24 protein-coding genes are annotated in these 26705 nt (G+C 67.7%); 17 read left to right on the top strand and 7 right to left on the bottom strand.

What is annotated here, in order from left to right:
* Window positions 1–50: 50 nt before the first annotated feature.
* On the bottom strand, window positions 51–548 hold the full coding sequence (locus ACZ5EF_RS09905) for a peptidylprolyl isomerase (RefSeq protein ID WP_346062318.1): 498 nt from the start codon (window positions 546–548) through the stop codon (window positions 51–53).
* A gap of 165 nt (window positions 549–713) precedes the next feature.
* Between ACZ5EF_RS09905 and ACZ5EF_RS09900 the strand changes: the two genes are divergently transcribed.
* Together ACZ5EF_RS09900 and cysS are read left to right on the top strand one after the other, a co-directional pair.
* Window positions 714–2393, top strand: coding sequence for a glutamine--tRNA ligase/YqeY domain fusion protein (locus ACZ5EF_RS09900; protein WP_346062319.1), 1680 nt, complete (start codon window positions 714–716; stop codon window positions 2391–2393).
* An 8-nt stretch (window positions 2394–2401) separates the two neighbouring features.
* Window positions 2402–3805, top strand: a complete 1404-nt coding sequence (gene cysS, locus ACZ5EF_RS09895) for a cysteine--tRNA ligase (RefSeq protein WP_346062320.1) — start codon at window positions 2402–2404, stop codon at window positions 3803–3805.
* Between the two features lie 85 nt (window positions 3806–3890).
* Here the strand turns inward: cysS and ACZ5EF_RS09890 are convergent, their stop codons facing one another.
* Window positions 3891–4976 carry a DUF1853 family protein gene (locus ACZ5EF_RS09890; protein WP_346062321.1) on the bottom strand — a complete coding sequence of 362 codons (1086 nt, stop codon included), beginning with the start codon at window positions 4974–4976 and terminating at the stop codon, window positions 3891–3893.
* Window positions 4977–5023: 47 nt separating this feature from the next.
* Between ACZ5EF_RS09890 and osmF the strand changes: the two genes are divergently transcribed.
* From osmF to ACZ5EF_RS09850, 8 genes are all read left to right on the top strand, one after another.
* The gene (gene osmF / locus ACZ5EF_RS09885; RefSeq protein WP_346062322.1) at window positions 5024–5926 is read left to right on the top strand and encodes a glycine betaine ABC transporter substrate-binding protein OsmF; all 903 of its coding nucleotides are present in this window, start codon (window positions 5024–5026) and stop codon (window positions 5924–5926) included.
* Window positions 5927–5937: 11 nt separating this feature from the next.
* The gene (locus tag ACZ5EF_RS09880) at window positions 5938–7098 is read left to right on the top strand and encodes an ABC transporter permease (protein ID WP_379729748.1); all 1161 of its coding nucleotides are present in this window, start codon (window positions 5938–5940) and stop codon (window positions 7096–7098) included.
* Window positions 7095–8048 carry an ABC transporter ATP-binding protein gene (locus ACZ5EF_RS09875; RefSeq protein WP_346062324.1) on the top strand — a complete coding sequence of 318 codons (954 nt, stop codon included), beginning with the start codon at window positions 7095–7097 and terminating at the stop codon, window positions 8046–8048. Before ACZ5EF_RS09880 ends, ACZ5EF_RS09875 begins: the two co-directional genes overlap by 4 nt.
* A complete protein-coding gene (locus ACZ5EF_RS09870; RefSeq protein ID WP_346062325.1) occupies window positions 8045–8797 on the top strand; it encodes an ABC transporter permease in 753 nt (250 codons plus the stop codon). Before ACZ5EF_RS09875 ends, ACZ5EF_RS09870 begins: the two co-directional genes overlap by 4 nt.
* Window positions 8798–8994: 197 nt before the next feature.
* Window positions 8995–10185 carry a thiamine pyrophosphate-dependent dehydrogenase E1 component subunit alpha gene (locus ACZ5EF_RS09865; protein ID WP_346062326.1) on the top strand — a complete coding sequence of 397 codons (1191 nt, stop codon included), beginning with the start codon at window positions 8995–8997 and terminating at the stop codon, window positions 10183–10185.
* Between the two features lie 243 nt (window positions 10186–10428).
* The gene (locus ACZ5EF_RS09860; protein ID WP_346062327.1) at window positions 10429–11406 is read left to right on the top strand and encodes an alpha-ketoacid dehydrogenase subunit beta; all 978 of its coding nucleotides are present in this window, start codon (window positions 10429–10431) and stop codon (window positions 11404–11406) included.
* Between the two features lie 23 nt (window positions 11407–11429).
* The gene (locus ACZ5EF_RS09855; RefSeq protein ID WP_346062328.1) at window positions 11430–13106 is read left to right on the top strand and encodes a dihydrolipoyllysine-residue acetyltransferase; all 1677 of its coding nucleotides are present in this window, start codon (window positions 11430–11432) and stop codon (window positions 13104–13106) included.
* A 221-nt stretch (window positions 13107–13327) separates the two neighbouring features.
* The gene (locus tag ACZ5EF_RS09850) at window positions 13328–15166 is read left to right on the top strand and encodes a protein kinase domain-containing protein (RefSeq protein WP_346062329.1); all 1839 of its coding nucleotides are present in this window, start codon (window positions 13328–13330) and stop codon (window positions 15164–15166) included.
* A gap of 291 nt (window positions 15167–15457) precedes the next feature.
* Here ACZ5EF_RS09850 and ACZ5EF_RS09845 read toward each other — a convergent pair whose 3' ends face one another.
* Genes ACZ5EF_RS09845 through ACZ5EF_RS09830 form a run of 4 tightly spaced genes read right to left on the bottom strand, consistent with a single transcriptional unit; the run spans window position 15458 to window position 18906 of the window.
* The gene (locus ACZ5EF_RS09845; RefSeq protein WP_346062330.1) at window positions 15458–15988 is read right to left on the bottom strand and encodes a winged helix DNA-binding protein; all 531 of its coding nucleotides are present in this window, start codon (window positions 15986–15988) and stop codon (window positions 15458–15460) included.
* Window positions 15989–17287 (bottom strand): TRAP transporter large permease, encoded by a 1299-nt coding sequence (locus ACZ5EF_RS09840; RefSeq protein WP_346062331.1) that lies wholly within the window; start codon window positions 17285–17287, stop codon window positions 15989–15991.
* A gap of 14 nt (window positions 17288–17301) precedes the next feature.
* The gene (locus ACZ5EF_RS09835) at window positions 17302–17853 is read right to left on the bottom strand and encodes a TRAP transporter small permease (RefSeq protein WP_346062332.1); all 552 of its coding nucleotides are present in this window, start codon (window positions 17851–17853) and stop codon (window positions 17302–17304) included.
* 60 nt (window positions 17854–17913) lie between these two features.
* Window positions 17914–18906 (bottom strand): TRAP transporter substrate-binding protein, encoded by a 993-nt coding sequence (locus tag ACZ5EF_RS09830; RefSeq protein ID WP_346062333.1) that lies wholly within the window; start codon window positions 18904–18906, stop codon window positions 17914–17916.
* 216 nt (window positions 18907–19122) lie between these two features.
* Between ACZ5EF_RS09830 and ACZ5EF_RS09825 the strand changes: the two genes are divergently transcribed.
* From ACZ5EF_RS09825 to sugE, 4 genes are all read left to right on the top strand, one after another.
* Entirely contained in the window at window positions 19123–19866 is a 744-nt protein-coding gene (locus tag ACZ5EF_RS09825) for a 5-oxoprolinase subunit PxpA (protein WP_346062334.1), read from the top strand.
* Between the two features lie 8 nt (window positions 19867–19874).
* The gene (locus ACZ5EF_RS09820; RefSeq protein WP_346062335.1) at window positions 19875–20597 is read left to right on the top strand and encodes a 5-oxoprolinase subunit B family protein; all 723 of its coding nucleotides are present in this window, start codon (window positions 19875–19877) and stop codon (window positions 20595–20597) included.
* Window positions 20594–21526 (top strand): 5-oxoprolinase subunit C family protein, encoded by a 933-nt coding sequence (locus ACZ5EF_RS09815; RefSeq protein WP_346062336.1) that lies wholly within the window; start codon window positions 20594–20596, stop codon window positions 21524–21526. The genes ACZ5EF_RS09820 and ACZ5EF_RS09815 overlap by 4 nt, the downstream gene beginning before the upstream one ends.
* Window positions 21527–21639: 113 nt before the next feature.
* Window positions 21640–21960, top strand: coding sequence for a quaternary ammonium compound efflux SMR transporter SugE (sugE, locus tag ACZ5EF_RS09810; RefSeq protein ID WP_346062337.1), 321 nt, complete (start codon window positions 21640–21642; stop codon window positions 21958–21960).
* Between the two features lie 97 nt (window positions 21961–22057).
* On the opposite strand, the gene csiR is transcribed toward sugE, so the two are convergent.
* Complete coding sequence (gene csiR, locus ACZ5EF_RS09805; RefSeq protein ID WP_346062338.1) at window positions 22058–22744, bottom strand: DNA-binding transcriptional regulator CsiR; 687 nt, start codon at window positions 22742–22744, stop codon at window positions 22058–22060.
* 190 nt (window positions 22745–22934) lie between these two features.
* On the opposite strand from csiR, the gene glaH reads away from it, so the two are divergent.
* From glaH to alr, 3 genes are all read left to right on the top strand, one after another.
* A complete protein-coding gene (gene glaH / locus ACZ5EF_RS09800) occupies window positions 22935–23915 on the top strand; it encodes a glutarate dioxygenase GlaH (RefSeq protein WP_346062339.1) in 981 nt (326 codons plus the stop codon).
* A 96-nt stretch (window positions 23916–24011) separates the two neighbouring features.
* Complete coding sequence (gene lhgO, locus ACZ5EF_RS09795; protein WP_346062340.1) at window positions 24012–25205, top strand: L-2-hydroxyglutarate oxidase; 1194 nt, start codon at window positions 24012–24014, stop codon at window positions 25203–25205.
* 231 nt (window positions 25206–25436) lie between these two features.
* The gene (alr, locus tag ACZ5EF_RS09790) at window positions 25437–26678 is read left to right on the top strand and encodes an alanine racemase (RefSeq protein WP_346062341.1); all 1242 of its coding nucleotides are present in this window, start codon (window positions 25437–25439) and stop codon (window positions 26676–26678) included.
* Window positions 26679–26705 lie beyond the last annotated feature (27 nt).

Here is a 26705-nt window from a genome sequence, read left to right as displayed (position 1 = left end):
GGAGAGAGCAAAACGCCCGCACGGGGCGGGCGTTATGGGGCGAGGCGAGTTCAGGCGTCCTGCAGGTAGGCGCGCTGGATGACCACGTCCTCGGCGGGCACATCGGCGTGCATGCCGCGACGGGTGGTATCCACCGCCTTGATGCGCTCCACCACGTCCATGCCGTCCACCACGCGGCCGAACACGCAGTAGCCCCAGCCCTGCAGGTTCTTGCCGCTGTGATTGAGGAAGTCGTTGTCGGCGACATTGATAAAGAACTGGGCGGTAGCAGAGTGGGGGTCCTGGGTACGCGCCATGGCGATGCTGCCGGCGACGTTGGTCAGGCCGTTGTCCGCTTCGTTCTGGATGGGGTCGCGGGTCGGCTTCTGGTTGAAGTCGGTGTCGAAGCCGCCGCCCTGGATCATGAAGCCGCTGATGACCCGGTGAAAGAGGGTGCCATCATAGTGGCCGTCGCGCACATACTGTTCGAAGTTGGCCGCGGTTGCGGGCGCCTTGTCATGGTCGAGCTCGAGGGTGATGTCACCGAAATTGGTCTGCAGAATGATCATCGATCCGTTCCTAGTTTCCATATAAGGGGTGCCTTGGCGTGGCGCCACCGCGTCACGCTATAATAGCGCTTTTGCCGCGATGCGCGAAGCGCCGACGGGCTTCGCTGTCCCTCGAGTCTGCGCATCGTCAGGCCCGCCGTCCAATCGAGAGGTCCCCGCACCCCTATGAGCACAGAGAGTAGCAGCGCGCCGAATTTCATTCGCAATCAGATCCGCGACGAGATCGAGGCCGGCCGTACCGGCAAGATCGTCACGCGGTTCCCGCCGGAGCCCAACGGCTTCCTGCATATCGGGCACGCCAAGTCGATCTGTCTCAACTTCGGCCTCGCCGAGCAGTTCGGCGGCGATTGTCACCTACGCTTCGATGACACCAACCCGACCAAGGAGGAGCAGGCCTATATCGACGCCATCAAGGCGGACGTGGAGTGGCTGGGCTTCCACTGGGCCGGCCCGGTGCGTCATGCCTCCGACTACTTCGACCGGCTCTATGCCTGGGCCCAGCACCTGGTGCGCGAGGGCAAGGCCTATGTGGACGACCTCTCGCCGGAGGAGATCCGCGAATACCGCGGCAGCCTGACCCAGCCCGGCAGGCCCAGCCCCTACCGGGAACGCAGTCCGGAGGAGAACCTCGACCTGCTGGAGCGCATGCGCACCGGCGAGTTCGCCGAGGGCGAGAAGGTGTTGCGCGCCAAGATCGACATGGCGTCGCCCAATATCAACCTGCGCGACCCCATCCTCTACCGGATTCGCCACGCTCATCACCACCAGACCGGCGACAAGTGGAAGATCTACCCCTCCTATGACTTTACTCATGGCCAGTCCGACGCCATCGAGGGGGTCACCCACTCCATCTGTACCCTGGAATTCGAGGACCATCGCCCCCTCTACGAGTGGTTCCTGGACAACCTGCCGGTACCCGTCAAGCCGCGCCAGATCGAGTTCGCGCGGCTCAACATGAACTACACCCTGACCTCCAAGCGCAAGCTCAAGCTGCTGGTGGACGAGGGCATCGTCGACGGCTGGGACGACCCGCGCCTGCCGACCATCTCCGGGATGCGCCGCCGCGGCTATACGCCGGCGTCGATCCGCAAGTTCTGCGAGATGATCGGGGTGACCCGGGCCGACGGCGGCCTGGTGGATATCGCCATGCTCTACCACGCCATTCGCGCCGACCTGGAGGACAACGCGCCCCGCGCCATGGCGGTGCTCAAGCCGTTGAAGGTGGTGCTGACCAATGTGCCGGAGGACCATGAGGAGGTCTATGAGGTGCCCGGCCACCCGGCCCGTGATGACCTGGGGGTGCGCAAGGTGCCCTTTACCCGGGAGCTCTATATCGACCAGGACGACTTTATGGAGGAGCCGCCGAAGAAGTTCTTCCGCCTGGCCCCGGGCAAGGAGGTGCGCCTGCGCAACAGTTATGTGATCCGCTGCGACGAGGTGACCAAGAACGGCGCCGGCGAGGTCACCGAGCTGCGCTGCTCGGTGGACTTCGACACCCTGGGCAAGAACCCGGAAGGGCGCAAGGTCAAGGGGGTGATCCACTGGGTCAGCACCGCCCACGGCGTGCCCATGGAGGTGCGTCTCTACGACAACCTCTTCCAGGTGGAACAGCCCGACAAGGACAAGGACGCCGACTTCCTCGAGCACCTCAATCCCGAGTCCCTGGTGGTCTGCCAGGCCATCGGCGAGCCGAGCCTTCGGGAGGCCGGCGTCGAGAGTCGCTTCCAGTTCGAGCGAGTCGGCTACTTCTGTGCCGATCGCCACGCCGCCGCCGAGGGCCGACTGGTGTTCAACCGCACCGTGGGCCTCAAGGACAGCTGGGCCAAGATTCAGAAAAAGGGCTGAGGAACCGGATGCAGATCTACAACACCCTGACGCGTCGCAAGGAAGCCTTCACCCCCATCGAACCGGGCAAGGTGCGCATGTATGTCTGCGGCATGACCGTCTATGACTATTGCCACCTGGGCCATGCCCGGGTGATGGTGGCCTTCGATGTGATTACCCGCTATCTGCGCCATCGCGGCTATGACGTCACCTATGTGCGCAATATCACCGATATCGACGACAAGATCCTGCGCCGCGCCGAGGAGAACGGCGAGAGCATCGGCGCCCTCACCGAGCGCATGATCGCTGCCATGCACGAGGACGAGGCGCGGCTCTTCGTATTGCGCCCCGACGCCGAGCCCCGGGCCACCGGTCATGTCGGCGAGATCCTCGCCATGATCGAGACCCTGATCGACAAGGGCTATGCCTACGCCGCGAACAACGGCGACGTCTACTACCGGGTGCGCCAATTCGCGGGCTACGGCAAGCTCAACAACCGTGATCTCGACGAGATGCGCTCCGGGGCGCGTATCGAGGTGGACGAGCACAAGGAGGACCCGCTCGACTTCGTGTTGTGGAAGGCCGCCAAGCCCGGCGAGGCGAGCTGGCCCTCGCCCTGGGGCGAGGGGCGTCCCGGCTGGCATATCGAGTGCTCGGCCATGTCCACCTGCTGCCTGGGGGAGACCTTCGATATCCATGGCGGCGGGCCGGACCTGACCTTCCCCCACCACGAGAACGAGATCGCCCAGTCCGAGGCGGCCACCGGCAAGCCCTACGTCAACACCTGGATGCACGCCGGGGCGGTGCGGGTCAATCAGGAGAAGATGTCCAAGTCCCTGGGCAACTTCTTCACCATCCGCGAGGTGCTGGCGCACCACGATCCGGAAGTGGTGCGCTACCTGCTGGTGGCCAGCCACTACCGCAGCCCCATCAATTACGCGCCGGAGTCGCTCTCCGAGGCGCGCAAGTCCCTGGAGCGTTTCTACAACGCCCTGGACGGGGTGGAGGCCCGGGAGGGCGAGGTGGACGGTCGCTTCCGGGCGCGCTTTACCGCGGCCATGGATGACGACTTCAATAGCCCCGAGGCGGTCTCGGTGCTCTTCGAGCTGGCCCGGGAGCTCAATCGGGCCAAGAAGGAGGCCCCCGCCGAGGCCCCGGCCCTGGCCTTCGAGCTCAAGCGCCTGGGGGGCGTGCTGGGCCTGTTGTCCCAGGCGCCGGCGGCCTTCCTCAAGGGGGACGCCGGGGCCTTGCCCCTGCCCGAGGCGGAGATCGAGGCACGCATCACCGAGCGGGCCGAGGCCAAGAAGGCCAGGGAGTTCGCCCGGGCCGATGCCATCCGCGATGAGCTGGCCGCCCTGGGGATCATCCTCAAGGACTCCCGGGAGGGGACCAGTTGGGTCCTCGACAAGGGAGCCGAGAACGCCGACGGCTGAGGTAACGGCCGCCGTGACACGCGCCCGCTCCTGCTTCGCAGGGGCGGGCGTTTTTATTGGGTCGACGCTCGAAGCGGCTAGGGCCTCAACGGGGAAAGGGCGGCAGGGGCAGTTTGCGCGGCCAGTCGTCGCCGACGATAAAGAGGCGCTGCCAAGTTCCCTGATGATAGAGCACCAGGGGTTGGGGCATCACCGCCGGGCGGGCGAAGTGAGTGGCCAGGGGGGCTTCCAGGGCGGGCAAGGGCACCATCTGGTCGGGGCCGGGGAGGGCCATCCAGTGGGGCTTGTGCAGCCGCGAGGCCAGGGTGCCCGCGGCCAGGGTCTCGCGCAGCGCCGGCCAGGCCCGCCAGGGCAGCCAGAGGCCGCGCAGATGCGCGGGAGTGGCCTCCTCGGGTGGCGGCAGGGGGTGGTGCCACGGATAGAAGAGCACCCCGGGCATGGCCAGGCGCTGCTGGAGTTTCCCGGCCGCCTCGCCGAGCCATGCCGTCAGGGTCTCCCGGGCCTCGGGGCGCGTCACCATAGGCAACTGATGGCGCACCAGGTGCTCGCGCTTGCTGGCCAGGCTATCGACACAGCCGGGCCCCACCCAGCGCGCCTGGTGCGTCTCGCCACCGGGCCCCTCGGGCAGGCCCAGATAGAACTTGATCGCCACCTCCAGATGGACCGGCCTGGGGTCGCCCCGGCGGCGATAGAGCAGGTCCAGTTCGCCCAGGGTACGGCCCTGGCGGTGGATCGCCAGGTTATGGGCGATCAGCTCGGTGCCCGGGGCCCGGGCCAGCAGGAACTGCCAGAAGCGCTCATGGTAGAGGCCCAGGCGCAGGCCCCGGGGATCGCCAAGGGTGGCCTCCAGCGCCTGTGGCGCGGCCTCCCAGCCATCCAGCCAGGCGGCGAGGCGATCGCCGTCGCCCAGGCCCAGCTCCTCGAGGCTCGGCCGGCCTGGGCAGGACAGGGTGAGCGCCTCGAGGCTAGGCGGGGAGAGGGCAAGCCTCTCGAGAGTGGGGCCGCCGGGTCGGGTCGGGGCAAGCTTCTCGAGGCGGGCTTGACGGGGCCGGGACAGGGCAAGCAGATCCGGGGCCAGGCAGAGCCAGGCCAGGTCGCGTACCAGGGGGTGCCGGTAACGGCCGGCCAGGGCCATGGCATCCCGTTGATCCAGGGTCTGGCAGGGTTTCATCATTTCCTTATACTGGAACCACACTCGCCCTGCACGGAAATCGCGCCATGAACAAGCCGCTGATCGCCATCGCCGCCCTCGCCGCCCTGCTGGGGAGCGCCGCCGCCCAGGCCCAGGTCGTCGTCTCCTCCAAGATCGATACCGAGGGCTCGGTCCTCGGCGAGATGATCGCCCAGACCCTGGAGAACGGCGGGGTCGAGGTGCAGCGTCGCCTGCAACTCGGTGGCACCAGCATCGTGCGCGAGGCGATTCGCGCCGGCGAGATCGATATCTACCCCGAGTACACCGGCAATGGCGCCTTCTTCTTCGATATGGCCGACAGCCCGGTATGGAAGGACCCCGAGGCGGCCTTCGAGACGGTGCGCGACCGCGACCGGGAGGCCAACGACCTGGTGTGGCTGACCCCGGCCTCGGCCAACAATACCTGGGCGATCAGCGTGCGCGGTGACCTGGCCCGGGAGGCGGGACTCACCACCCTCGAGGACCTGGCGGATTACCTGGCCGAGGGCGGCGACTTCGTCTTCGCCGGCAGCGCCGAGTTCGTGGAGTCGGAGGCGGCCCTGCCGGCCTTCCAGGCCGCCTATGGCTTCGACCTCGATTCCGATCAACTGGTGGTGCTCTCCGGCGGCAATACCGCCGCCACCATGCGCGCCGCCGCCCTGGGCACCAATGGCGTCAATGCCGCCATGACCTATGGCACCGATGGCGGTCTCCAGGCCCTGGACCTGGTGGTGCTGGAAGACACCCTGGGCGTGCAGCCGGTCTATCAGCCGGCGCCGGTGGTGCGCGCCGAGGTGCTCGCGGCCCACCCCGAGATCGAGTCCCTGCTGGGGCCGGTCTTCGAGGCCCTGGATCTCGAGACCCTGCAGCGCCTCAATGGCGAGGTGGCGGTCAATGGCGCCGACCCGGCCGCCGTGGCCGGTGACTTCCTGGACGGCCTCGCCGACTAGGGCGCGGCCTGGTGGTGGAAGGAACGCCCGCCGCGGCCAATCGGGTCCTGCTGGTCCTCGGCCTGGCCCTGCTGGCCGCGCTGCTGGGGCTCGACCTGGCCAGCGTGGCCCCCAACCGCATCCTGCCCGGGGAGGGGGTGAGTCCGTGGGGCTGGCTGGGGCCCGGGGCCGTGCCGCTCCTGGCCTTTCCGCTGCTGTTGATGGCGCTCGCCTGGCGGGGCTCGATTCGCGCCCTGATCCTGGCCCGGGCCCTGGTGGTGGTGGCCCTGGTGTTACTGCCCTGGGGCCTCGCCGCCTTCGCCGCCGACCGGGTGACGGGCTCCCAGGCCCGGGTGACCCTGGGCGCCGGCTTCTGGACCCTGCTCTTCGTGCTGCTGATGATCTGGGTGGAGCTGCAGGCCCGGCTGAAAGGCGGCATCTGGCTGACCCTGTTGCCGTTGCTCTCGCTGGCGCTGGCCCTGGCCGGCGGCCACCTGGAGAGCCTGGCGCTGATGCGCGAGTATGCCAGCCGCAGCGGCGCTTTCCACGAGGCCCTGCGCTATCACCTGCTGCTGGTGTCCGCGGCGGTGGGGCTGAGCCTGCTGCTGGCCTTCGCCCTGGCCCTGGCCATGCGCCGCTTTCCCCGGTTGCGGCGCGGCGGCTTCGCCCTGCTCAGCCTGATCCAGACCATTCCCAGCCTGGCGCTCTTCGGGCTCTTGTTGGCGCCCCTGGCCTGGCTCGCCGCCCGCTACGCCTGGCTCGGCGAGCTGGGCGTGCAGGGCATCGGCTGGGCGCCGGCGCTGATCGCCCTGGTGGGCTACAGCCTGCTGCCCATGACCCGTAACAGCGTGGTGGCCCTCGACGGGGTGGACCCGGGGGTGGTGGAGGCGGCCCGGGGCATGGGCATGAGCCCGGCCCAGGTCTTCTGGCGGGTGCGTCTGCCGCTGGCCGCCCCGGTGATCCTCGAGGGCATCCGCATCACCACCGTGCAGGCCGTGGGGCTGGCCGCCGTGGCCGCGTTGATCGGCGCCGGCGGCCTGGGCACCTTTATCTTCCAGGGGCTGGGCCAGGCGGCCATGGACCTGGTGCTGCTGGGGGCCTTGCCGATCCTGGCCCTGGCCGTGGCCGCCGATAGCCTGCTTAGCGCCCTGGCGCGGCTCACCCGCCCTCAGCTCCGCCGGGAGGTCCAATGAGCGAGACGCCGCGTATCGCCCTCAAGGGCGTCACCAAGCGCTTCGGCGCCGAGGCCGCCGTGGACGCCATCACCCTGAATATCGCCCCGGGGGAGTTCTGCGTGCTGGTGGGCACCTCCGGCTGCGGCAAGTCCACCACCCTGCGCATGATCAACCGGCTGATCGAGCATAGCGACGGCGAGATCCATATCGATGGCCGGCCGATCCGCGAGATCGATCCCCAGCGGCTGCGCCGGCGCATCGGCTACGCCATCCAGAGCACCGGCCTCTTTCCCCACTGGACGGTGGCGCGCAATATCGCCCTGGTGCCGGGGCTGCTCCGCTGGCCCCGGGCGCGCATCCGCGAGCGGGTCGAGGAGCTGATGACCCTGCTGGGGCTGGCGCCGGCGGAGTTCGCCGACAAGTACCCGGCCCAGCTCTCCGGGGGCCAGGCCCAGCGGGTGGGGGTGGCCCGGGCCCTGGCCGCCGATCCGGAGATCCTGCTGATGGACGAGCCCTTCGGTGCCCTGGATCCCATCACCCGGGAGAGCCTCCAGGAGGAGCTGCGGCGCCTGCAGGGGCGGATCCGCAAGACCATCGTCTTCGTCACCCACGACATGGACGAGGCCCTGAAGCTGGCCGATCGCCTGGTGGTAATGCGCGCCGGGCGCATCGTCCAGCAGGGCAGCCCCGACGAGCTGCTGGCGGCACCGGCGGATGACTTCGTGACCTCCCTGCTGGGCGGCCGCGACCGGGGCCTCAAGCGGGCCGCCCTGACCCCGGTGGCACGGGTGATGCGTCCCGTCGACGCCCGCCTGCCGGTCGAGCCCGCCGTGTCTCCCGACGAGGACCTGCGCCTGGCCCTGTCGGTGATGCTCTGGCATCGGGTCGAGACCCTGGCGGTGGTGGATAAGGCGGGGCGCGTCTGCGGCAGCCTGCATCTGATGGATTTGCTGGGAGAAACCCCATGATCGCCGGTGGGGTGGGGCCTTCCCTGGGCCGTTATCGGCGCGGCCTGGTGCCCCTGCTATGGGGCGCCGGGCTGATGGGGCTGCTGGCCTGGCTGCCCCGGGCCGAGGCGTGGTTTCGCTGGCTGGCCCCGGAGGCCCGGGAGGTGATCTACCCCCGGGACGACTTCACCGCCCTGTTGTTCAACCACCTGGCCCTGGTAGGGGTGGCCTCGGGGCTGGCGATCCTGCTCGGGGTGGGGGCGGCCCTGGTGGTGACCCGTCCCTGGGGGCGCGACTTCCTGCCCCTGGCTAGCCAGCTCGCCGCCATGGGCCAGACCTTCCCGCCGGTGGCGGTACTGGCCCTGGCGGTGCCGAGCCTCGGCTTCGGCGCCCTGCCCACGGTGGTGGCCCTGGTGCTCTATGGGTTGCTGCCGATCCTGCGCAACGGCCTGGCCGGCATCGAGGGGATCGACCCCGCGGTGCGCGAGGCGGCCCGGGGCATGGGCATGTCCCCGGGCCAGATCCTCTGGCGCCTGGAGCTGCCCCTGGCGGCGCCGGTAATGCTGGCCGGCATCCGCACCTCGGTGACGGTGGGCATCGCCACCGCCGCCATCGGCTCCACCATCGGCGCCAAGACCCTGGGCGATCCCATCATCGCCGGCATCGTCAACGGCAACAGCGCCTATATCCTCCAGGGGGCGCTGCTGATCGGCGTCCTGGCCCTGACCCTCGATAGCCTCTTCGAGGCGCTGACGCCGCGTCGCCGCTGAATCCTCTGGCATTTGGTCGATATCCCGGAAAATTTTCTTGGCAGAGCCGCTATTGGCTGGTTATCTTAACGTTAACGTCAACTGCGGCGTCGTTGATCCAGCGCTGGAGCGAATCGCTGGCGGCTGACTAGAGTAAAGATGACACTTGCCCCCACAAGGGGCGAGAGATTCCTCACCACTACCCAAGGAAGAGGATCATGACCACAACAACGACTTCCCAGGTCATCCATGAGCCGTGCTTCATGGATGGCGATGAATTCCATATCGCCACCTTCGCGCTGCTCCAGCAGGACGGCACCCTCTTCGAGGGCGCCCAGGCCCCGGAGCTCGATCGCGAGACCGCCCGGCGCATCTACCACACCATGGTGCTGATCCGGGTGCTCGACGAGCGCATGCTGGCGGCCCAGCGCCAGGGGCGACTCTCCTTCTACATGCAGTGCACCGGGGAGGAGGCGGCGGTGATCGGCAGCGCCGCGGCCCTGGACGACGAAGACATGATCATGGCCCAGTACCGGGAGCAGGGCGCCCTGGCCTACCGTGGCTTCAGTATCGACGAGTTCATGAACCAGCTATTCGGCAACGCCGAGGACTACGGCAAGGGGCGCCAGATGCCGATCCACTACGGCAGCGCCAAGCTCCACTACATGACCATCTCCTCGCCCCTGGCCACCCAGATTCCCCAGGCCGCCGGCTACGCCTACGGCCAGAAGCTCGACGGCCAGGGGCACTGCACCATCACCTACTTCGGCGAGGGTGCCGCCTCCGAGGGGGACTTCCACGCCGCCCTCAACATGGCTGCGGTGCACCGGGCGCCGGTGATCTTCTTCTGCCGCAACAACGGCTACGCCATCTCCACCCCCTCGGTGGAGCAGTTCGCCGCCGACGGGGTGGCGCCCCGGGCCTTCGGCTACAAGATGCACGTGATCCGCGTCGACGGTAATGACGTCCTGGCGGTCTATGCCGCCACCCGGGAGGCACGGCGCATCGCCGTGGAGCAAAACCAGCCGGTGCTGATCGAGGCCATGACCTATCGCCTGGCGGCCCACTCCTCCTCCGATGACCCCTCCGGCTATCGCAGCAAGAAGGAGGAGGCGCTATGGCGGGAGAAGGACCCGGTCAATCGCATGCGGCTATGGATGCTGGCCCGGGAGTGGTGGAGCGATGACGAGGAGAAGGCGCTCCAGGAGCAGCTGCGCCGCGAGGTGCTGGAGACCATGAAGCGCGCCGAGAAGCGCCCGCCGCCGCCCCTGGCGAGCCTGGTGGAGGACGTCTACGCCGAGGTGCCGGCGCGCCTCAAGGAGCAGCTCGACGCCCTGGAGGCCCATGTGCGCCGCCATCCGGAGGCCTACCCCAAGAGCGCCCCGGGCCTCGACCAGGGAGGAGCCTGAGATGCCGACCATGAATTTGCTGCAGGCGATCAATAACGTCCTGATGGTCTATGTACGCCGCCATCCGGAGGCCTATCCCAAGCGCGCCCCTGACGTCGCCGCCGACCAGGGAGGAGCCTGAGATGCCGACCATGAATCTGTTGCAGGCGATCAATAACGTCCTGATGGTCTATGTGCGCCGCCATCCGGAGGCCTATCCCAAGCGCGCCCCTGACGTCGCCGCCGACCAGGGAGGAGCCTGAGATGCCGACCATGAACCTGTTGCAGGCGATCAACAACGCCCTGGATATTGCTATGGAGGCCGACGAGCGAGTGCTCTGCTTCGGCGAGGACGTGGGCGGCTTCGGCGGCGTCTTCCGCGCCACCAGCCACCTCCAGGAAAAATATGGCCGCGAGCGCTGCTTCAATACCCCCCTGGTGGAGCAGGGCATCATCGGCTTCGCCAACGGCCTGGCGGCCCAGGGTCACCGGCCGGTGGCGGAGATCCAGTTCGCCGACTATATCTTCCCGGCCTTCGACCAGATCGTTAACGAGTCCGCCAAGTTCCGCTACCGCTCCGGCAGCCTCTTCGAGGTGGGCGGCCTGACCATTCGCGCCCCCTATGGCGGCGGCATCTCCGGGGGCCTCTACCACTCTCAGTCGCCGGAGGCCTACTTCGCCCATACCCCGGGCCTGAAGATCGTGGTGCCCCGCAATCCCCATCAGGCCAAGGGCCTGCTGCTGGCGGCGATCCGCGACCCCGACCCGGTGCTCTTCTTCGAGCCCAAGCGGCTCTATCGCGCCTCCACCGGCGAGGTGCCCGAGGCGGACTACCAGTTGCCCCTGGGCGAGGCCGAGGTGATCAAGGAGGGCAGCGACGTGACCCTGCTGGCCTGGGGCGCCCAGGTGGAGGTCACCGAGAAGGCCGCCGAGCTGGCCGAGAAGGAGGGCATCTCCTGCGAGGTGATCGATCTGCGCAGCATCCTGCCCTGGGACGTGGAGACCGTGGCCCAGTCGGTGCTCAAGACCGGGCGCCTGGTGATCAGCCACGAGGCGCCGCTGACCGGCGGCTTCGCCGGCGAGATCGCCGCCACCATCGCCGAACGCTGCTTCCTCTACCTGGAGTCGCCGATCCAGCGGGTGACCGGCCTGGATACCCCCTTCCCCCTGACCCTGGAGAAGGAGTACCTACCCAATCACCTGAAGATCGTCGAGGCCATCAAGGCCAGCATCGACTTCTAGGCCGATATCAGAGGAGAGCGACAATGAGCGATTTTATGCTGCCCGATATCGGCGAAGGTATCGTGGAGTGCGAGGTGGTCAAGTGGTTGGTCAGCGAGGGCGAGACCATCAGCGAGGATCAGCCGGTGGCCGAGGTGATGACCGACAAGGCCCTGGTGGAGATTCCCGCCCCCTATGCGGGCAAGGTGACGCGGCTCTATTACCAAGAGGGGGAGATCGCCAGGGTGCATGCGCCGCTCTTCGCCTTAGTTGCCGAGGGAGAGGCGGAGGGCGAGGCCCAAAGCGAAACCCAAAGCGAAACCCAGGCCGAGGAGACACCGGTGACGCCCGATAAGGCTCCGGCCAGTGAGCCTGGCCCGGCGGCGCCCGGGGCAGCCGCCGACGCTGGCGAGGCGACCGCTGGCAACAAGGACTTTGTCCTGCCGGATATCGGCGAGGGCATCGTCGAGTGCGAGATCGTCGAGTGGCGCATCGCCGAGGGCGAGACGGTCGCCGAGGATCAGCCGGTGGTGGACGTGATGACCGACAAGGCGATGGTCGAGATCACCGCCCCGGAGGCGGGGCGGGTGACCCGGCTCCACTACGCCCAAGGCGAGAAGGCCCGGGTGCATACGCCGCTGTTCGCCTATCTCCCGGAGGGGGGAGAGGCCGCTTCTCCTCAGTCTGCCCAGGGCACCGCCGCCGAGCGCCAGGCCGCGGCTCCTGCTCGGGGGGCAGCTCCGGCGCAGCCGACGCCCGCCAAGGAGACTCGGGGGCCAGCGAAACGAGCGGGCCCCTATGGCCGGACCCCCGCCAGCCCCGCGGTGCGCCGCCTGGTGCGCGAGCACGGCCTGACCCTGGCGGCGATCCCCGGCTCCGGCAAGGACGGGCGGGTGCTCAAGGAGGATGTGCTGCGCTTTCTGGAGGCGCCCCAGGGCGGTGACAAGGCCGAATCGGCAACCCCGTCGCAGCCGAGTCCCGCGCCTTCCTCGGCCCAGGCTGGTGGGCAGCCTCAGGCCGAGGCCCGGGTGGAGCCGCTGCGCGGGATCCAGGCGGCCATGGCCAAGCGCATGGTCGCCTCCGCCCAGTCGATCCCCCATTTCGCCTACGGCGACGAGTTCGATGTCACCGAGCTGGTGACCCTGCGCGAGCGCCTCAAGGTCAAGGCCCAGGCCCGCGGCGTGCGCCTGACCCTGATGCCCTTCTTTATGAAGGCGCTGGCCCTGGCGGCCCAGGAGTACCCGATCGTCAACAGCCGCCTGGACGAGGCCGCCGCCGAGATCCACTACCTGCCCCGGGTCAACGTGGGCATGGCGGTGGATGGCAAGGCGGGCCTGATCGTGCCCAACGTCAAGGGGGTGGAGGAACTGAGCCTGCTGGAGATCGCCGCCGAGGTGAGTCGCCTGACCGAGGCGGCCCGGGAGGGGCGCGTCGCCCAGGCGGACCTCACCGGCGGCACCGTGACCATCTCCAATATCGGCGCCCTGGGCGGCACCTATGCGGTGCCCATCATCAATGCCCCGGAGGCGGCCATCGTCGCCATCGGCAAGACCCAGTGGTTGCCACGCTTCGATGATGACGGCCAGGTGGTGCGCCGGGCGATCATGACCGCCACCTGGTGCGGCGATCACCGGCTGATCGACGGCGGCACCATCGCCCGCTTCGCCAATGCCTGGAAGGGCTATCTGGAGGATCCCGAGAGCCTGCTACTGGCGCTCTAGGTATCCCTTTGGGTCAGCTCCGAGGCAAAGGCAGAGTGATCTCCGCTGGAAGGGCGTAGGGGCGCTGGGGGCAGGTCAGAGCGGGGGTCCTATGCCAGAGAGGGCATCGGTAGCGCCCAGGGAGGGGTTTACAGCGCCCCGCGCAGGCCTGCCCCCAGAGTACCCCGAGCCTCGGCAGAGAGGTCGCGAACTGCGAGTGCCCCGGGCAATAAGGAGAGTCGATGAGCCAGGCGCCCCTGCAGCAGTTCTATATTCCCGAAGAGCAGTCCATCTACCTGCTCAGCCAGGACGATGCCCGCAAGCTGCGCGAGTGGGTGGCCCTGTGCCGCACCCAGCTCGAGCAGCTCGGCTACCGGCAGATCGAGCTGGTGGGCAAGGGCGCCTACGGCTTCGTCTTCGCCGGGGTCACCGCCTTCGACCAGCAGTATGTCTTCAAGTTCAGCCGCGTCACCCTGCCGGCCCACCTCCAGGAGCGCCTCGAGGAGGAGGCCTTTATGCTCGAACAGGTGGAGCATCCCCGGGTGCCCCGGCTGATCGCCTACCAGCGGGTGCGCAACCAGTCGATCCTGGTGATGGAGCGGGCCCCGGGCCTCAACCTGGAGGAGGTGTCGCTCAGGGAGGGGCGATTGTCACCGCGCCTGGTGGTGCGCATCGCCGACCAACTGGCGGATATCCTGCGCCACCTGCGCCGGGAATCCGGCGTCACCGGCAAGCCGGTGATCCACGGCGATATCAAGCCCTCCAACCTGGTCTTCGATGCCGCCCGGGAGGAGGTGGCGCTGATCGACTGGGGCTCCTCGGTGTTCGCCCAACTGGACGCCAATGGCCAGTTCGTGGCCGCCAACGTCATGGAACTGATGTCCGACAACCTCCAGCAGACCAATGCCCGGCTGGGCGACGTCTACTTTATCGGCGAGGAGCAGCTGAACGGGGCCCTCTCCTCGCCGCGCTTCGACGAGCAGGGCGCCGCCGCCACCCTCTATGCCCTGGCCTCGGCCCAGTCCTGCCGCTTCGGCCATCGGGTGATCCCGGCCACCTCCCTGGGCCTGCCCATGGAGTTCGCCCGCCTGCTGGACGCCATGCTCGACCCGGACCCCGGCCTGCGGGCCCGGGCCGGGGACTACTTCCTGCGCGAGATGCCACGCCTGGCCCGGGTGGTGATGGTCGACCTGCCGACGCCCGCCGAGAGCGCCCTGGTGCCGGTCTGGGCGCGGCCCGCCGGCCGCGAGATCGATACCGTGGTCTACTCCTCGCGCAAGGCCTTCCTGCGCGAGGAGCACGCCGAGGAGACCCTCAACGACGTCAACGACGTCCAGTTGGATCGCTACTACAAGAATTTCATGCAGGGCATGGGGGAGACCGAGAAGGCCTTCCTGGCGGCGGTGAGCCGGCTCGGCAAGTACCCGGTGGTGGGCGGCCTGGCGGTGCGCTGGGAGGCCGACGGCGTCTATATCGACACCTCTCTCAACCTGCATGCCCCCGACCTCAAGCCCGCCTTCGTGGCGGCGGTCAACAACCTGGTCAGCCTGGCCCGGGGCATCTATCGCCAGGGCATCTTCAAGAGCTGCCTGTTCAATGCCCGGGACACCCTGCATATCGACCGCCACGGCCCGGAGCAGCCGTTTCGCCTCACCCCGGGGATGTGCCTGCCCTACGAGGTGAGCGCCGCGCCCGAGCTGGAGGATCGCAGCCGGGTCCACTCCTACTTCGAGGATGGCCCCGACCCGGAGGAGTTCCTGGTGCTCCCCGGCGAGATCATCCTCTCCCTGGAGGCCCTCAACCAGATCCACCACACCGGGATGATCATCTTCGAGGCGCTGCCCAATCACCTCAAGATCCACAGCTACTATCGGCTGCTGGACCCGGCCCGGGAGGCGGAATTCCGCCATTACCTGGACGATATCTTGAGCGCCGTGGGGTTGATCGAGGGGCTCGGGGTCTCCGGCTTCATGAAGATGCCCTACAAGGACACCCGCTTCTTCTCGCATATCGAGCATATGCCGGAGCGCTACTATCCCAAGAATCCCCGCGAGGCCAGGCGCCAGGGAGAAGGCGTCTGAGCACAAGGCCGCCGCCCGAGGGCGGCGGCGCCGATGTCGATGTCGAGTTACAGCGAGGCGGCGGAGCGTGCCGCCTGATCACCAAGAATCCCCGCGAGGCCAGGCGCCAGGGAGAAGGCGTCCGAGCACAAGGCCGCCGCCCGAGGGCGGCGGCGCCGATGTCGATGTCGAGTTACAGCGAGGCGGCGGAGCGGGCCGCCTGATCACCAAGAATCCCTGCGAGGCCAGGCGCCAGGGAGAAGGCGTCTGAGCACAAGGCCGCCGCCCGAAGGTGGCGGCGTAGGTATCGAGTTATAGCGAGGCGGCGGAGCGGGCCGCCTGATCATAGAGCCCCGACATGGCCCTGAGCATGCCGGCGATTTGATGCATCTCCTCGCGGCCGATGCCCATGGAGGAGAGCGATTCCACCAGGCAGGCCTCGCGGATCTCCGCATACTTCATGCAGGCCGCCCGGCCCGTCTCGCTGGTGCGGAAGAAGGTCTCCTTGCCGTGCTTCTCGCCGCCGACCAGCCCCAGCTTGGTCAGCTTCTTCAGCGCATAGGTCACAGTATGGGTGTCTTCCACATTGAGCACCAGGCAGATATCCGCCTGGCGCTTGGCCCGTTCCCGATGGTTGACGCTATGCAGCACCAGCACGTCCAGGGCGCCCAGTTCCGGGTAGCCGCTGGCGGTCATGCAGCGCACCATCCAGCGGTTGAAGGCGTGGCTGGAGATGATCAGGCCGAATTCGAATTCCGAGAGCTCCTGGGCACTGCGCGACAGGTGCTCGGAGGAGACGATGGGCCCGCGCGGATCGGCGGCGGTGCTGCGTGCTTGATTCATTTAGCGGTTCCCCATGGCATCGGGCAGATAGGTGACGATCTGCGGGAAGAGGGTGATGAGGATAACACCCAGCAGCATTAGCCCGAAAAACGGCAGGGCGGCCTTGGCGATATGCAGGATGTTCTTGCCGGTCATGCCCTGCAACACGAAGAGATTGAAACCCACCGGTGGCGTGATCTGCGACATCTCCACCACGATCACCAGGAAGATACCGAACCAGATCAGGTCGATGCCGGCGGCCTCCACCATCGGCAGCATGATGGAGGTGGTCAGCACCACCACCGAGATGCCGTCGAGGAAGCAGCCCAGGACGATAAAGAACAGGGTCAGCGCCAGCAGCAGCATCAGCGGCGACAGCTCCAGGGTGGCGATCCAGGCGGCCAGCTCGCTGGGTAGCCGGGTAAAGCCCATGGCCACGGTGAGGAAGGAGGCCCCGGCGAGGATAAAGGCGATCATGGTGGAGGTCTTCACCGCGCCGAGCAGGGCGTCGCGGAAGATCTCCCGGTTCATGGCGCCCTGCACCCGGGCCAGCCCCAGGGAGAGGGCCACCCCCACCGCGGCCGCCTCGGTGGGCGAGGCCAGGCCCGCGTAGATGGAGCCGATCACCCCGACGATCAGTCCCATCATCGGAATCAGGCGCTTCGAGCGGCGTAGCTTCTCCCTCAGGCTGGTGTGTTCGTCGGCGGGGGGGATCCGCTCGGGGTAGCGCCAGGCCCAGAGCATCAGATAGGCCGTGAACAAGGCGATCAGCAGCAGTCCCGGGAAGACCCCGGCCATAAAGAGCCGCGCGATGGACTGGTCGGTGGCCACGGCGAAGACGATCAGGATGATCGACGGTGGAATCAGCAGCCCCAGGGTGGCGGAGCCGGCCAGGGTGCCCAGCACCAGGCGGTCGTCATAACCGCGGCGGCCGAGTTCCGGGAGGGTCATCTTGCCCATGGTGGCGCAGGTGGCGGCGGAGGAGCCGGAGACCGCGGCGAACAGGCCGCAGCCCACCACATTGGTGTGCAGCAGGCGCCCCGGCACCCGCTGCATCCAGGGCGAGAGGCCGCTGAACATGTCCTCGGCGAGGCGTGAACGAAACAGGATCTCGCCCATCCAGATGAACATCGGCAGGGCGGTCAGCTCCCAGCTGTAGCTGGCGCTCCAGATGGTGCTGGCCATGACGTCGCCGGTGGGGACATTGGTGAAGGCGGCGATACCCAGCCAGCCCATGCCCAGCAGGGCGAAGGCCACCCAGACGCCACCGCCCAGCATGATCAGCAGGGCCACGAAGAGAAGGGTCATCATCAATAGCATGGTGGACTCCGGGCTTATTCGTGGCCGGCGTCGTCGATGCGAAAGCTCGACGGGCGGGTCAGGGCGATAACGAGGGTGGAGAGCCAGGCCTCCAGCAGGGCCAGGCAGAACAGGACCACGCCGGCCAACATCGCCGACTGGGGGATCCACAGGGGAATACGCAGCAGCCCATAGGAGGTCTCGCCGAAGGCGATGCTATCCTCCAGCAGCCAGTAGAGGTTCCAGCCCAGGTAGGCGGCCAGTGCCAGGGCCAGGCCCAGGCAGAGCAGTTCCACGTAGGCGCGCCACCCCGGGGCCAGGCGGCCGATCAGCAGGGTCACGCGGATATGGCCGCCGTGAATAAAGGTGTAGGCCAGGCCCAGGAAGCTGGCGCCCACCAGCAGGAAGCCGGAGATCTCAGCGAGGCCAGGAATCGCCAGGCCGATGCGGTCGAAGCCCAACTGGATGGCGAGCCGGTCGACGATGCGGCCGAGGATCTGGGCGGTGATCAGGCCACAGATCAGACACAGGCAGGTGGCGGCCAGGTAGCCCCCCAGGGTATAGAGGGAACGGAGTCGAAAGTGCATGGGAGTCACCGTGATACGGTCGGCAAAGGCAAGCCGGGCCCCGCGGGGCCCGGAACCCCGCTAGCGGGCGTTGAGGTAGTTGCCGAGGATGGCGGCGCCCTGGTCACCGGCGCGCTCGACCCACTCGTCGGTCATGGTGGCGCCGACCTGTTCGAGCAGCTCGGTCAGCTCGGCGCTGGGCTCGCTGATCTGGATGCCGTTTTCGGCGAGCACGGCCAGGGCCTCCTCGGTCTCCCGGCGGCTCATCTCCCAGCCGCGGCGCTCGGCCTCGGCGGCGGCCTCGAGCAGGGCCTCCCGGGTGGCCTCGTCGAGGCGCGAGAAGGCCTGCTCGTTGACGATCACCATGTTCTTGGGCAACCACAGCTGGGCGTGGTTGAAGTGGCTGAGGTAGTCCCAGGCCTTGGTGTCGGCGCCGGTGGCCGGCGAGGTGACCATGGCCTCGACCCGGCCGGTGCTGAAGGCGGTGGGGATATCCGGCACCTCCACCTGGGTGGGCACGGCGCCGGTCAGTTGGGCGAGGCGCTCGCTGGCGGTGTTATAGGCGCGCATGCTGAGGTTGCGCAGGTCATCCGGCGACTCGATGGCCCGCTGGGTGAAGATCCCCTGAGGCGGCCAGGGCACCGCGAACAGCAGGCGCAGGCGCTGATTGGCCAACTCCTCGGCGATGATCTCCCGGGAGGCCTCCCACAGGGTCCAGGCATCCTCGTAGTTGGCCGCCAGGTAGGGTACCGAGTCGACCTCGTAGATGGGATTCTCGTTGGCCAGCCGCGACATGATCAGTTCGCCCATGGGCACGATACCGCGGCGTACCGAGTTCTTGATCTCGGGGTGGCCGATCAGCGAGCCGTTGGAATGAACGGTGATATCCAGCTCCCCGTCGGTGCGCTCGCGCACCTCGTCGGCGAATTCGCGAATATTGACGGTATGGAAGGTGCGATCGCCATAGGGGGTGGGCATGTCCCATTGGGTGGCGGCCTGGGCGCCGGTGCCGAGGGTAGTGAGGCCGAGGCCCAGGGCGGTGGAGGTGAGCCCTGCCAGTAGACGGGTCTTCATCGAATCTTCCTCGTGGTTGGGTCGCTATTGTTGTATCGGTCGCCGGAGCGCCGGGGTTCACAGTCGCAGCTTAGTCGCTGGTGTGATTGGAGGTTAGGTCTCGGGAAGATGATGCGTCAACGTTTTTACGACTATTTGATGATGAAATGATGTGAATTTATCGATAAATTATCTTCAAAGCACAACGATGCCGTCGCCACGACGAGGAGCCTGGACATGACCCGATTACGACTCAACGCCGATATGGGCGAAAGCCTGGGGCCCTGGGTGATGGGCCGCGATAGCGAGCTGATGCCCCATGTCGACCTGGCCAATGTGGCCTGCGGCTTCCACGCCTCCGATCCGGATACCATGCGTCGCACCGTGGCCCTGGCGGTGGCCCATGGCGTCACCGTCGGGGCGCATCCCGCCTATCCGGACCTGGTGGGGTTCGGGCGGCGCTCGCTTGCCTGTCGTCCCGAGGAGGTGGAGAACCTGCTGCTCTATCAGCTGGGTGCCCTGGCGGGGATCTGTCGCGCCGAAGGAAGCTCACTGGGCTATGTGAAGCCCCATGGCGCCCTCTATAACGACATGATGCGCGACCCCGCGATCCTCGCGGCGGTGATGCGGGCGGTGGCGGCCTATGACCCCAAGCTGCCCTTGATGGTGATGGCCACCCGCGACAACGCCCCGGCCCGGCGCCTGGCCGAGAGCCACGGCCTGACCCTGTGGTTCGAGGCCTTCGCCGATCGCGCCTATGACGGCGAGGGGCGCCTGGTATCGCGCCGCGAGCCCGGCGCCGTGCATCATGATCCGGCGCTTATCGTCGATCAGGCCAGCCGCATCGCCCGGGGCGAGCCGTTGACCGCCAGCGACGGCAGCGAGCTGGTGCTCGAGGCCGAGACCCTCTGCGTGCATGGTGACAACCCCGAGTCCATCGCCGCCGTGGTGGCCATCCGCCAGGCCCTGAACTCCTTATGAGCCGCCCTATGAGTCGCCCCAATCCGCGCCTGGAGTCGGCGGGCCTGGACGGCTGGCTGGTGCGCCTCTTCGACGAGATCGACGAGGCCAACCTGGCCTGGCTGGAGGCCCTGATGGCGGCCTGTGAGGCGAGCCTCGGCGAGGGCCTGGTCGACCTGGTGCCCTCCTATACCACCCTGCTGGTGTGTTTCGATCCGCTGCGCCTGGATGGCGGCGAGGCGCGCCGCCGCCTGCTGGCCATCCTCGCCGAGCTGAGGCCACGGGAGAGTGGCGCCGAGTCGGCGCCGCTCAAGCGTCTGCCGGTCTGGTATGACGAGAGCGTGGGACCGGAGCTTAAGCGCCTGGCCGCGGGCTTCGCCGGCGATATCGCTGCCGTGATCCGCGCCCATACCCAGGCGGAGTATCGGGTCTTCGCCCTGGGCTTCGCCCCCGGTTTCGCCTTTATGGGGCGGCTGCCGACGAGCCTCGAGACGCCGCGCCTGGCCACCCCGCGACGCCGGGTACCGGCGGGCAGCGTGGCGGTGGCGGGGCGCCAGACCGCGGCCTATCCCGTGGCGTCCCCCGGGGGCTGGAACCTGCTGGGGCGCACCCCGGTGGCGCTCTTCGACCGCCATCGGCAAGGCTACAGCCTGCTGGCGGTGGGCGACCGGGTACGCTTCGAGGCGGTGGACCGCGACACCTTTATCGAACTGGGCGGCGACCCCACCCCCATGGTGGAGGAGGGCGCATGAGCGAATTGGCGAGTCTGCGAGTCGAGCAAGCCGGGCCTTTGGCGCTGCTTCAGGATGCCGGGCGCTTCGGCGTGCGTCGGCTGGGCGTGACCCAAGGGGGACCGGCGGACCCGCATGCCTGGGCCTGGGCCAATCGCCTGGTGGGCAACCCCTGGGGCACCGCCACCCTGGAGGTCACCCTGGGCGGGCTGACCCTGGTGGCGGAGCGGGACGCCTGGTTGGCCCTGGCCGGGGCGGACCTGGGCGCGACCCTCGATGGCGAGCCCCTGGTGCCCTGGCGGCGATTTCGCCTGGGCGCCGGCCAGCGCCTCGCCTTCGCCACGCCCCGGAGTGGGCTCAGGGCCTATCTGGCGGTGGCCGGCGGCTTTCTCGCCGAGCCGGAGCTGGGCAGCCTGGCCTGCGTGGTGCGCGAGGGACTGGGGGGACATCGGGGGGAGGGCAGGGCGCTTTCGCCGGGCGATACCCTGGCCTTCCGAGCCGCAGGGCAACCCTCGGGGCCCGAGGAGGCGCCGCCGGCGGCGTGTCCCGACTATGCCGCCGAGCCCCGGCTGGCGCTGATCCCCGGCGCCCAGATCGCGGCCTTTCGTGGTTCGAGCCTGTTCGCCGCCTTCCATCGGCCCTGGCGGGTCGATGCCCGGGCCGACCGCATGGGGGTGCGCCTCACGGGCCCGAAGCTCGAGTGCGCCATCGACTCCCTGGTCTCGGAGGGCATCGGCCTGGGGGCGGTGCAGGTGCCGCCGGATGGCCAGCCCATCGTGCTGCTCAACGATCGCCAGACGATCGGCGGCTACCCGCGCCTGGGCAGCCTGACGCCCCTGGCCTGCGCCCGCCTGGCCCAGTGCCAGCCCGGGCAGCGGCTGTGGCTCAGGCCCCAGGGCCGGGAGGCGGCCCATAACGAGTTCGTACGCTGGCGCCGAGGTTTCGAGTAGACAGACAACCACTTGACCGGGCAGGCCCCTTTGCTAGGCTTGCTGCCGCGGCGGGACGACCCGTCGTTATCGCACTCACCGGGGACGGCCCCGACCGACCCGGAGTCACTCCCATGACCACCGCCTGGATCCTGCTCGTCGTCGCCGGCCTGCTCGAGGTCGCCTGGGCCCTGGGGCTCAAGGCCTCGCAGGGCTTTACCCGGCTCTGGCCGAGTCTCTTTACCCTGGTCGCCATGCTGGCCAGCTTCTATCTGCTCGCCCAGGCCATGAAGGTATTGCCGGTGGGCACCGCCTACGCCATCTGGGTGGGCATCGGCGCCCTGGGCACGGTGGTGCTGGGCATGCTGATCTATGGCGACAGTGCCAGCCCGCTGCGCCTGATCAGCCTGGTGCTGGTACTGGCCGGCCTGGTGGGGTTGAAACTCGCCAGTTAGCCGGCCCTTCCCTCCAACCACAAGGCCCGCGGCAATCGCCGCGGGCCTTGTGGTTGGAGGGTAGGCTCCGGATGAACAACCTACCGAGAGATCATACCTAGAGCAGGCCGCGGCGCTCCAGTACCCCGGCGATGATCGGCACCGGCGTCATCAGGTGCTCGCGCATCATGGCGCAGGCTCGCGGACTGTCCCGATTGAGGATCACCTCCACCAGGGCCGCATGTTCCTCGCGCTTGGTGGCCAGGGCCGCCTCCGAGAAGACCGTCTCCCGCAGCCACAGGTGGCGATAACGCTCCGCCTGGTCGAAGAGGCTCTCGCGCACCCGCAGCAGGTGCACGGAGCCGCAGCCCGAGACGATCGCCTGGTGGAAGGCCTTGTGGCGGGCATCCCAGATATCCAGCACCTCATCGGGCCCGTTCACCTCCACCACCTTGGAGAGGGTGTGGGCATGGGCGAGGATCTCTGCCTCCCAGTCGTCATCGCCGCGCTCGATGGCCAGGCGCAGCAAGAGCCCCTCCAGCTGCGAGCGGGCGTCATAGAGGTCATTCAACTCCGCCAGGGACATGGTGGCGACCCGGTAGCCGCGCTGGCTGATGGCCACCACCATGCGTTCCGCCACCAACTGGGACAGGGCCTCGCGGAGCGGGCCGACCCCCAGGTCGTAGCGCTCCTTGAGATGGCTCATCAGCAGCTTCTCACCGGGGGGGAAGACGCCGCGAATAATGTCTTTCTTGAGCCAGGTGTAGGCGCTGATGCCCTGATTCTGCCGAGGGGGGGTATCCATGGGTTCACTCCTTTTCTTGTCGGCATGATACCCAATACATCGATGAGCCACCTAATGGGATAGACGATCACATAATACCTATCTTAGACCTCATGGTTGACGGAAATTAAAAATGTAGATATTTTTATGTTGTGTCGTCACTAAGGGTGCGCCTCCCAGGGGTACCCACTACGCCAGCCAGGAGCCAACCATGACCGTCTTGACTCAGCTTCCCGCCGTCGCCATGCCGCTGCCCGAGGCCATCCAGGGCTTCACCCTGGAGCCGAGCCGCCACTCGCCGCGCCTGCTCGACCTGACCCTCTCCCGTGAGGTGGTCGAGGCCTTCCTGGCCGCCGTGGCCGATACCCCGGTGCAGGCGCTGGAGTACAAGTCGATGCTGCGCTTCCGGGTCGCCAAGGTCCTCGATGACCTGTGCGGCAACACCCTGCGGCCGGTGCTGATCAACACCCTGGTGGATCGCGCCACCGGTGGCCTGCAGGTGACCCCCGAGGGCCTCGATGACGTGGCCCAGGCCGAGGAGATGGTCAAGGTGGCCACCGCCGTCGCCCACCTGATGGGGCGTTCCAACTATGACGCCATGAGCGGCCAGTACTATGCCCGCTTCGTGGTCAAGAACGTCGACGACTCCGACAGCTACCTGCGTCAGCCGCACCGGGTGATGGAGCTGCACAACGACGGCACCTTCGTCGAGCAGGACACCGACTATGTGCTGATGATGAAGATCGACGAGCAGAACATGGAAGGCGGCAACTCCCTGCTGCTGCACCTGGACGACTGGGCCGACCTGGAGCGCTTCTACGGCCATCCGATGGCGCGTCGCGAGATGCGCTGGAGCGTGCCGCCCAGCAAGAACGTCGCCAAGGACATCTACCATGCGGTCTTCGATGTGGATCGTGATGGCCGCCCGATCATGGCCTATATCGATCAGTTCGTGCAGCCCAAGGACTTCGAGGAGGGCAACTGGCTCACCGACCTCTCCGAGTCCCTGGAGACCAGCCCGGCGATCCTCTCGGTGCCCAACCCGATGGGGAGTTTCCTGCTGATCAACAACCATTTCTGGCTGCATGGTCGCGATCGTTTCACCCCGCACCCCGACCTGCGCCGCGAACTGATGCGCCAGCGTGGTTACTTCACCCACGCCAAGACATTGCGTAATCCGCGCCAGAAGTAAGTAGACTTTCCGGGGCCGCGCCGAGGCGCGGCCTTGGTATTGACGTTCCTCCCGGTGCAGGGGGAACGCGCCCCCGACGAGACGACGAGGCCTGCGGTGTACGACTTTATTATTATCGGCGGTGGCATCATCGGCATGTCCACCGCCATGCAGCTGATCCGGACCTATCCCGATCGCAAGATGCTCCTGGTGGAGAAGGAGTCGGGCCCGGCCCACCACCAGACCGGCCATAACAGCGGCGTGATTCATGCCGGAGTCTATTACACCCCGGGCAGCCTCAAGGCGCGCTTCTGCCTGGAGGGCAACCGCGCCACCAAGGCGTTCTGCGACACCCACGGCATCGCCTATGACGAATGCGGAAAGCTGCTGGTGGCCACCAATGATGTCGAGATGCAGCGCATGCAGGCGCTGTGGGAGCGCACCGAGGCCAACGGCCTGGAGCGTCACTGGCTGTCGAGCGCCGAGCTCAAGGAGCGCGAGCCCAATATCACCGGCGTGGGCGGGATCTTCGTGCCCTCCAGCGGCATCGTCAATTATGCCCGGGTCACCGAGGCCATGGCCGACGAGTTCCAGCGCCTGGGCGGCGAGATTCGCTATGCCACCGAAGTGACCGGCCTGGAGGAGCGTGCCCAGGAGGTGGTGGTCAAGACCCGCCAGGGCGATTTTACCGGCCGCTACCTGCTCTCCTGCTCGGGACTGATGGCCGATCGGGTGGTGCGCATGCTGGGCCTGGATCCCGGCTTTACCATCTGCCCCTTCCGCGGCGAGTACTATCTGCTGCCGGAGAAACACAACCGGATCGTCAACCACCTGATCTATCCGATCCCCGATCCCTCCATGCCGTTTCTCGGCGTGCACCTGACCCGCATGATCGACGGCACCGTGACCGTCGGCCCCAATGCGGTGCTGGCGTTCAAGCGCGAAGGCTACCGCAAGACGGATATCTCGGTGGGCGACCTGGCCAGGATGTTCACCAATCCGGGCATCCTCAAGGTGCTCAAGGCGAACCTCAAGCCGGGCCTCCACGAGATGAAGAACTCCCTGTTCAAGGGCGGCTACCTGGAGGAGGTGCGCAAGTACTGTCCGAGCATCACCAAGGCCGATCTTGGGGCCTATCCCGCCGGGGTGCGGGCCCAGGCGGTCTCCAGGGACGGCAAGCTGGTGGACGACTTCCTCTTCGTCAACACCAGGCGCACCATCAATGTCTGCAATGCGCCGTCGCCGGCGGCCACCTCGGCGATTCCCATCGGCGCCCATATCGTCGAGAAGGTGCGGGCGCAGGTGGCCTGATCCCTGATCATTGTTGGTTAGCGAGGGAGGCCAGGTTCCTCGCGTCTTTGTGACTCTCGGTCTTGCCGTGGCCCGGTGCCCGGTAGCCATTTTGCCCACGCCTCGGCGTGGGTTTTTTTATTTATTCGCAGTTTCTTGTATCGAGGCGTCATCGTCTCTCGTGAGCCGGGCGGGGCAGGGCTAGGGTGGGGCGGGATGCCATAACAACCCCAATCACTCAAGGAAGCGAAGATGAAATTGACGCCCACCCTGCTGGCGGCGGCCATCGCCACCGCCCTCTCCGGCACCACCCAGGCCGCGCCGCTGCTCGACGACCGGCCCCTGCTGGTCGGCAGTCCCGAACACCAGAGCGCCAATGCCTGGGTCGAGATCTCCCAGGCCGCCTTCGAGGGCAACGTGCGCGGGGTCCAGCAACTGCTCGACGGCGAGTCCGAGCTGTGCGCCATCATGAAGGCGGACGCCTATGGTCACGGCATCGCCAACCTGATGCCCTCGGTGATCGCCCTGGGCATTCCCTGCATCGGCGTGGCCAGCAACGAGGAGGCCCGGGTGGTGCGGGCCGGCGGCTTCGAGGGGCGCCTGATGCGGGTGCGCAGCGCCACCCCCGAGGAGGTGCGCGGCGCCTTCGACTATGAGATGGAAGAGCTGTTCGGCGATATCGCGGCGGCGCGGCAGGCGTCGGAGGCGGCCGCCGAGGCGGGGGTGACCCTGCGCTACCACCTGGGGCTCAATGCCGGTGGCATGGGGCGCAATGGCCTGGCCCTGGACGGCGACGCCGGGCGCCAGGAGGCGCTGGAGCTGCTGGCGTTGCCGCGGCTGGAGCTGGCGGGGATCATGACCCACTTCGCCTTCGAGGAGGTCGACTTCGTGCGCCAGGGGCTGGCGGCCTTTCACGAGCAGAGCGACTGGCTGATCGAGACCGCCGGCCTCGATCGCGATGCCCTGATCCTGCACGCCGCCAACTCCTTTACCACCATGGAGGTGCCCGAGGCACGGCTCGATATGGTGCGCCCCGGCGGCCTGCTCTATGGCGATCTGCCTCATTATCCGCAGTTCGAGCCGGTAATGTCCTTCCGCACCCGGGTCGCCTCGGTCAACGACTATGCGGCGGGCAGCGGCGTCGGCTACGACAACCTGCGGGTGCTGGAGCGCGACAGCCTGCTGGCCAACCTGCCGGTGGGCTACTCGGATGGCTATCGCCGGGTCTTTACCGATGCCGCCCATGTGCTGATCAACGGCGAGCGGGTGCCGGTGCTGGGTAAGGTTTCGATGAACACCACCATGGTGGATGTCACCGACCTGCCCGGGGTCGGCGCCGGCGACGAGGTGGTGCTTTACGGTGTCCAGGGGGAGGGGCGCATCACCATCGAGGAGCTGGAGGCCCTCAACGGCACCCTGCTGGCGGATGTGTATACCGTCTGGGGCAACTCCAATCCCAAGGTGCTCAGGCCCAGCGACGACGACGCTCAATAAGGCCCGGCAGCCGTCCGATACGCCGAC

The sequence above is a fragment of the Bisbaumannia salifodinae genome (assembly GCF_055388505.1).
Note: the sequence above shows the minus strand (reverse complement) of the source record. Positions and strands in the feature narration are given on the sequence as shown.

Bases quoted from the DNA above. Each gene is read 5' to 3' on its own strand.
- ACZ5EF_RS09905 (WP_346062318.1), bottom strand. From the start codon at position 548: ATGATCATTCTGCAGACCAATTTCGGTGACATCACCCTCGAGCTCGAC.
- ACZ5EF_RS09900 (WP_346062319.1), top strand. From the start codon at position 714: ATGAGCACAGAGAGTAGCAGCGCGCCGAATTTCATTCGCAATCAGATC.
- cysS (WP_346062320.1), top strand. From the start codon at position 2,402: ATGCAGATCTACAACACCCTGACGCGTCGCAAGGAAGCCTTCACCCCC.
- ACZ5EF_RS09890 (WP_346062321.1), bottom strand. From the start codon at position 4,976: ATGAAACCCTGCCAGACCCTGGATCAACGGGATGCCATGGCCCTGGCC.
- osmF (WP_346062322.1), top strand. From the start codon at position 5,024: ATGAACAAGCCGCTGATCGCCATCGCCGCCCTCGCCGCCCTGCTGGGG.
- ACZ5EF_RS09875 (WP_346062324.1), top strand. From the start codon at position 7,095: ATGAGCGAGACGCCGCGTATCGCCCTCAAGGGCGTCACCAAGCGCTTC.
- ACZ5EF_RS09870 (WP_346062325.1), top strand. From the start codon at position 8,045: ATGATCGCCGGTGGGGTGGGGCCTTCCCTGGGCCGTTATCGGCGCGGC.
- ACZ5EF_RS09865 (WP_346062326.1), top strand. From the start codon at position 8,995: ATGACCACAACAACGACTTCCCAGGTCATCCATGAGCCGTGCTTCATG.
- ACZ5EF_RS09860 (WP_346062327.1), top strand. From the start codon at position 10,429: ATGCCGACCATGAACCTGTTGCAGGCGATCAACAACGCCCTGGATATT.
- ACZ5EF_RS09855 (WP_346062328.1), top strand. From the start codon at position 11,430: ATGAGCGATTTTATGCTGCCCGATATCGGCGAAGGTATCGTGGAGTGC.
- ACZ5EF_RS09850 (WP_346062329.1), top strand. From the start codon at position 13,328: ATGAGCCAGGCGCCCCTGCAGCAGTTCTATATTCCCGAAGAGCAGTCC.
- ACZ5EF_RS09845 (WP_346062330.1), bottom strand. From the start codon at position 15,988: ATGAATCAAGCACGCAGCACCGCCGCCGATCCGCGCGGGCCCATCGTC.
- ACZ5EF_RS09840 (WP_346062331.1), bottom strand. From the start codon at position 17,287: ATGCTATTGATGATGACCCTTCTCTTCGTGGCCCTGCTGATCATGCTG.
- ACZ5EF_RS09835 (WP_346062332.1), bottom strand. From the start codon at position 17,853: ATGCACTTTCGACTCCGTTCCCTCTATACCCTGGGGGGCTACCTGGCC.
- ACZ5EF_RS09830 (WP_346062333.1), bottom strand. From the start codon at position 18,906: ATGAAGACCCGTCTACTGGCAGGGCTCACCTCCACCGCCCTGGGCCTC.
- ACZ5EF_RS09825 (WP_346062334.1), top strand. From the start codon at position 19,123: ATGACCCGATTACGACTCAACGCCGATATGGGCGAAAGCCTGGGGCCC.
- ACZ5EF_RS09820 (WP_346062335.1), top strand. From the start codon at position 19,875: ATGAGTCGCCCCAATCCGCGCCTGGAGTCGGCGGGCCTGGACGGCTGG.
- ACZ5EF_RS09815 (WP_346062336.1), top strand. From the start codon at position 20,594: ATGAGCGAATTGGCGAGTCTGCGAGTCGAGCAAGCCGGGCCTTTGGCG.
- sugE (WP_346062337.1), top strand. From the start codon at position 21,640: ATGACCACCGCCTGGATCCTGCTCGTCGTCGCCGGCCTGCTCGAGGTC.
- csiR (WP_346062338.1), bottom strand. From the start codon at position 22,744: ATGGATACCCCCCCTCGGCAGAATCAGGGCATCAGCGCCTACACCTGG.
- glaH (WP_346062339.1), top strand. From the start codon at position 22,935: ATGACCGTCTTGACTCAGCTTCCCGCCGTCGCCATGCCGCTGCCCGAG.
- alr (WP_346062341.1), top strand. From the start codon at position 25,437: ATGAAATTGACGCCCACCCTGCTGGCGGCGGCCATCGCCACCGCCCTC.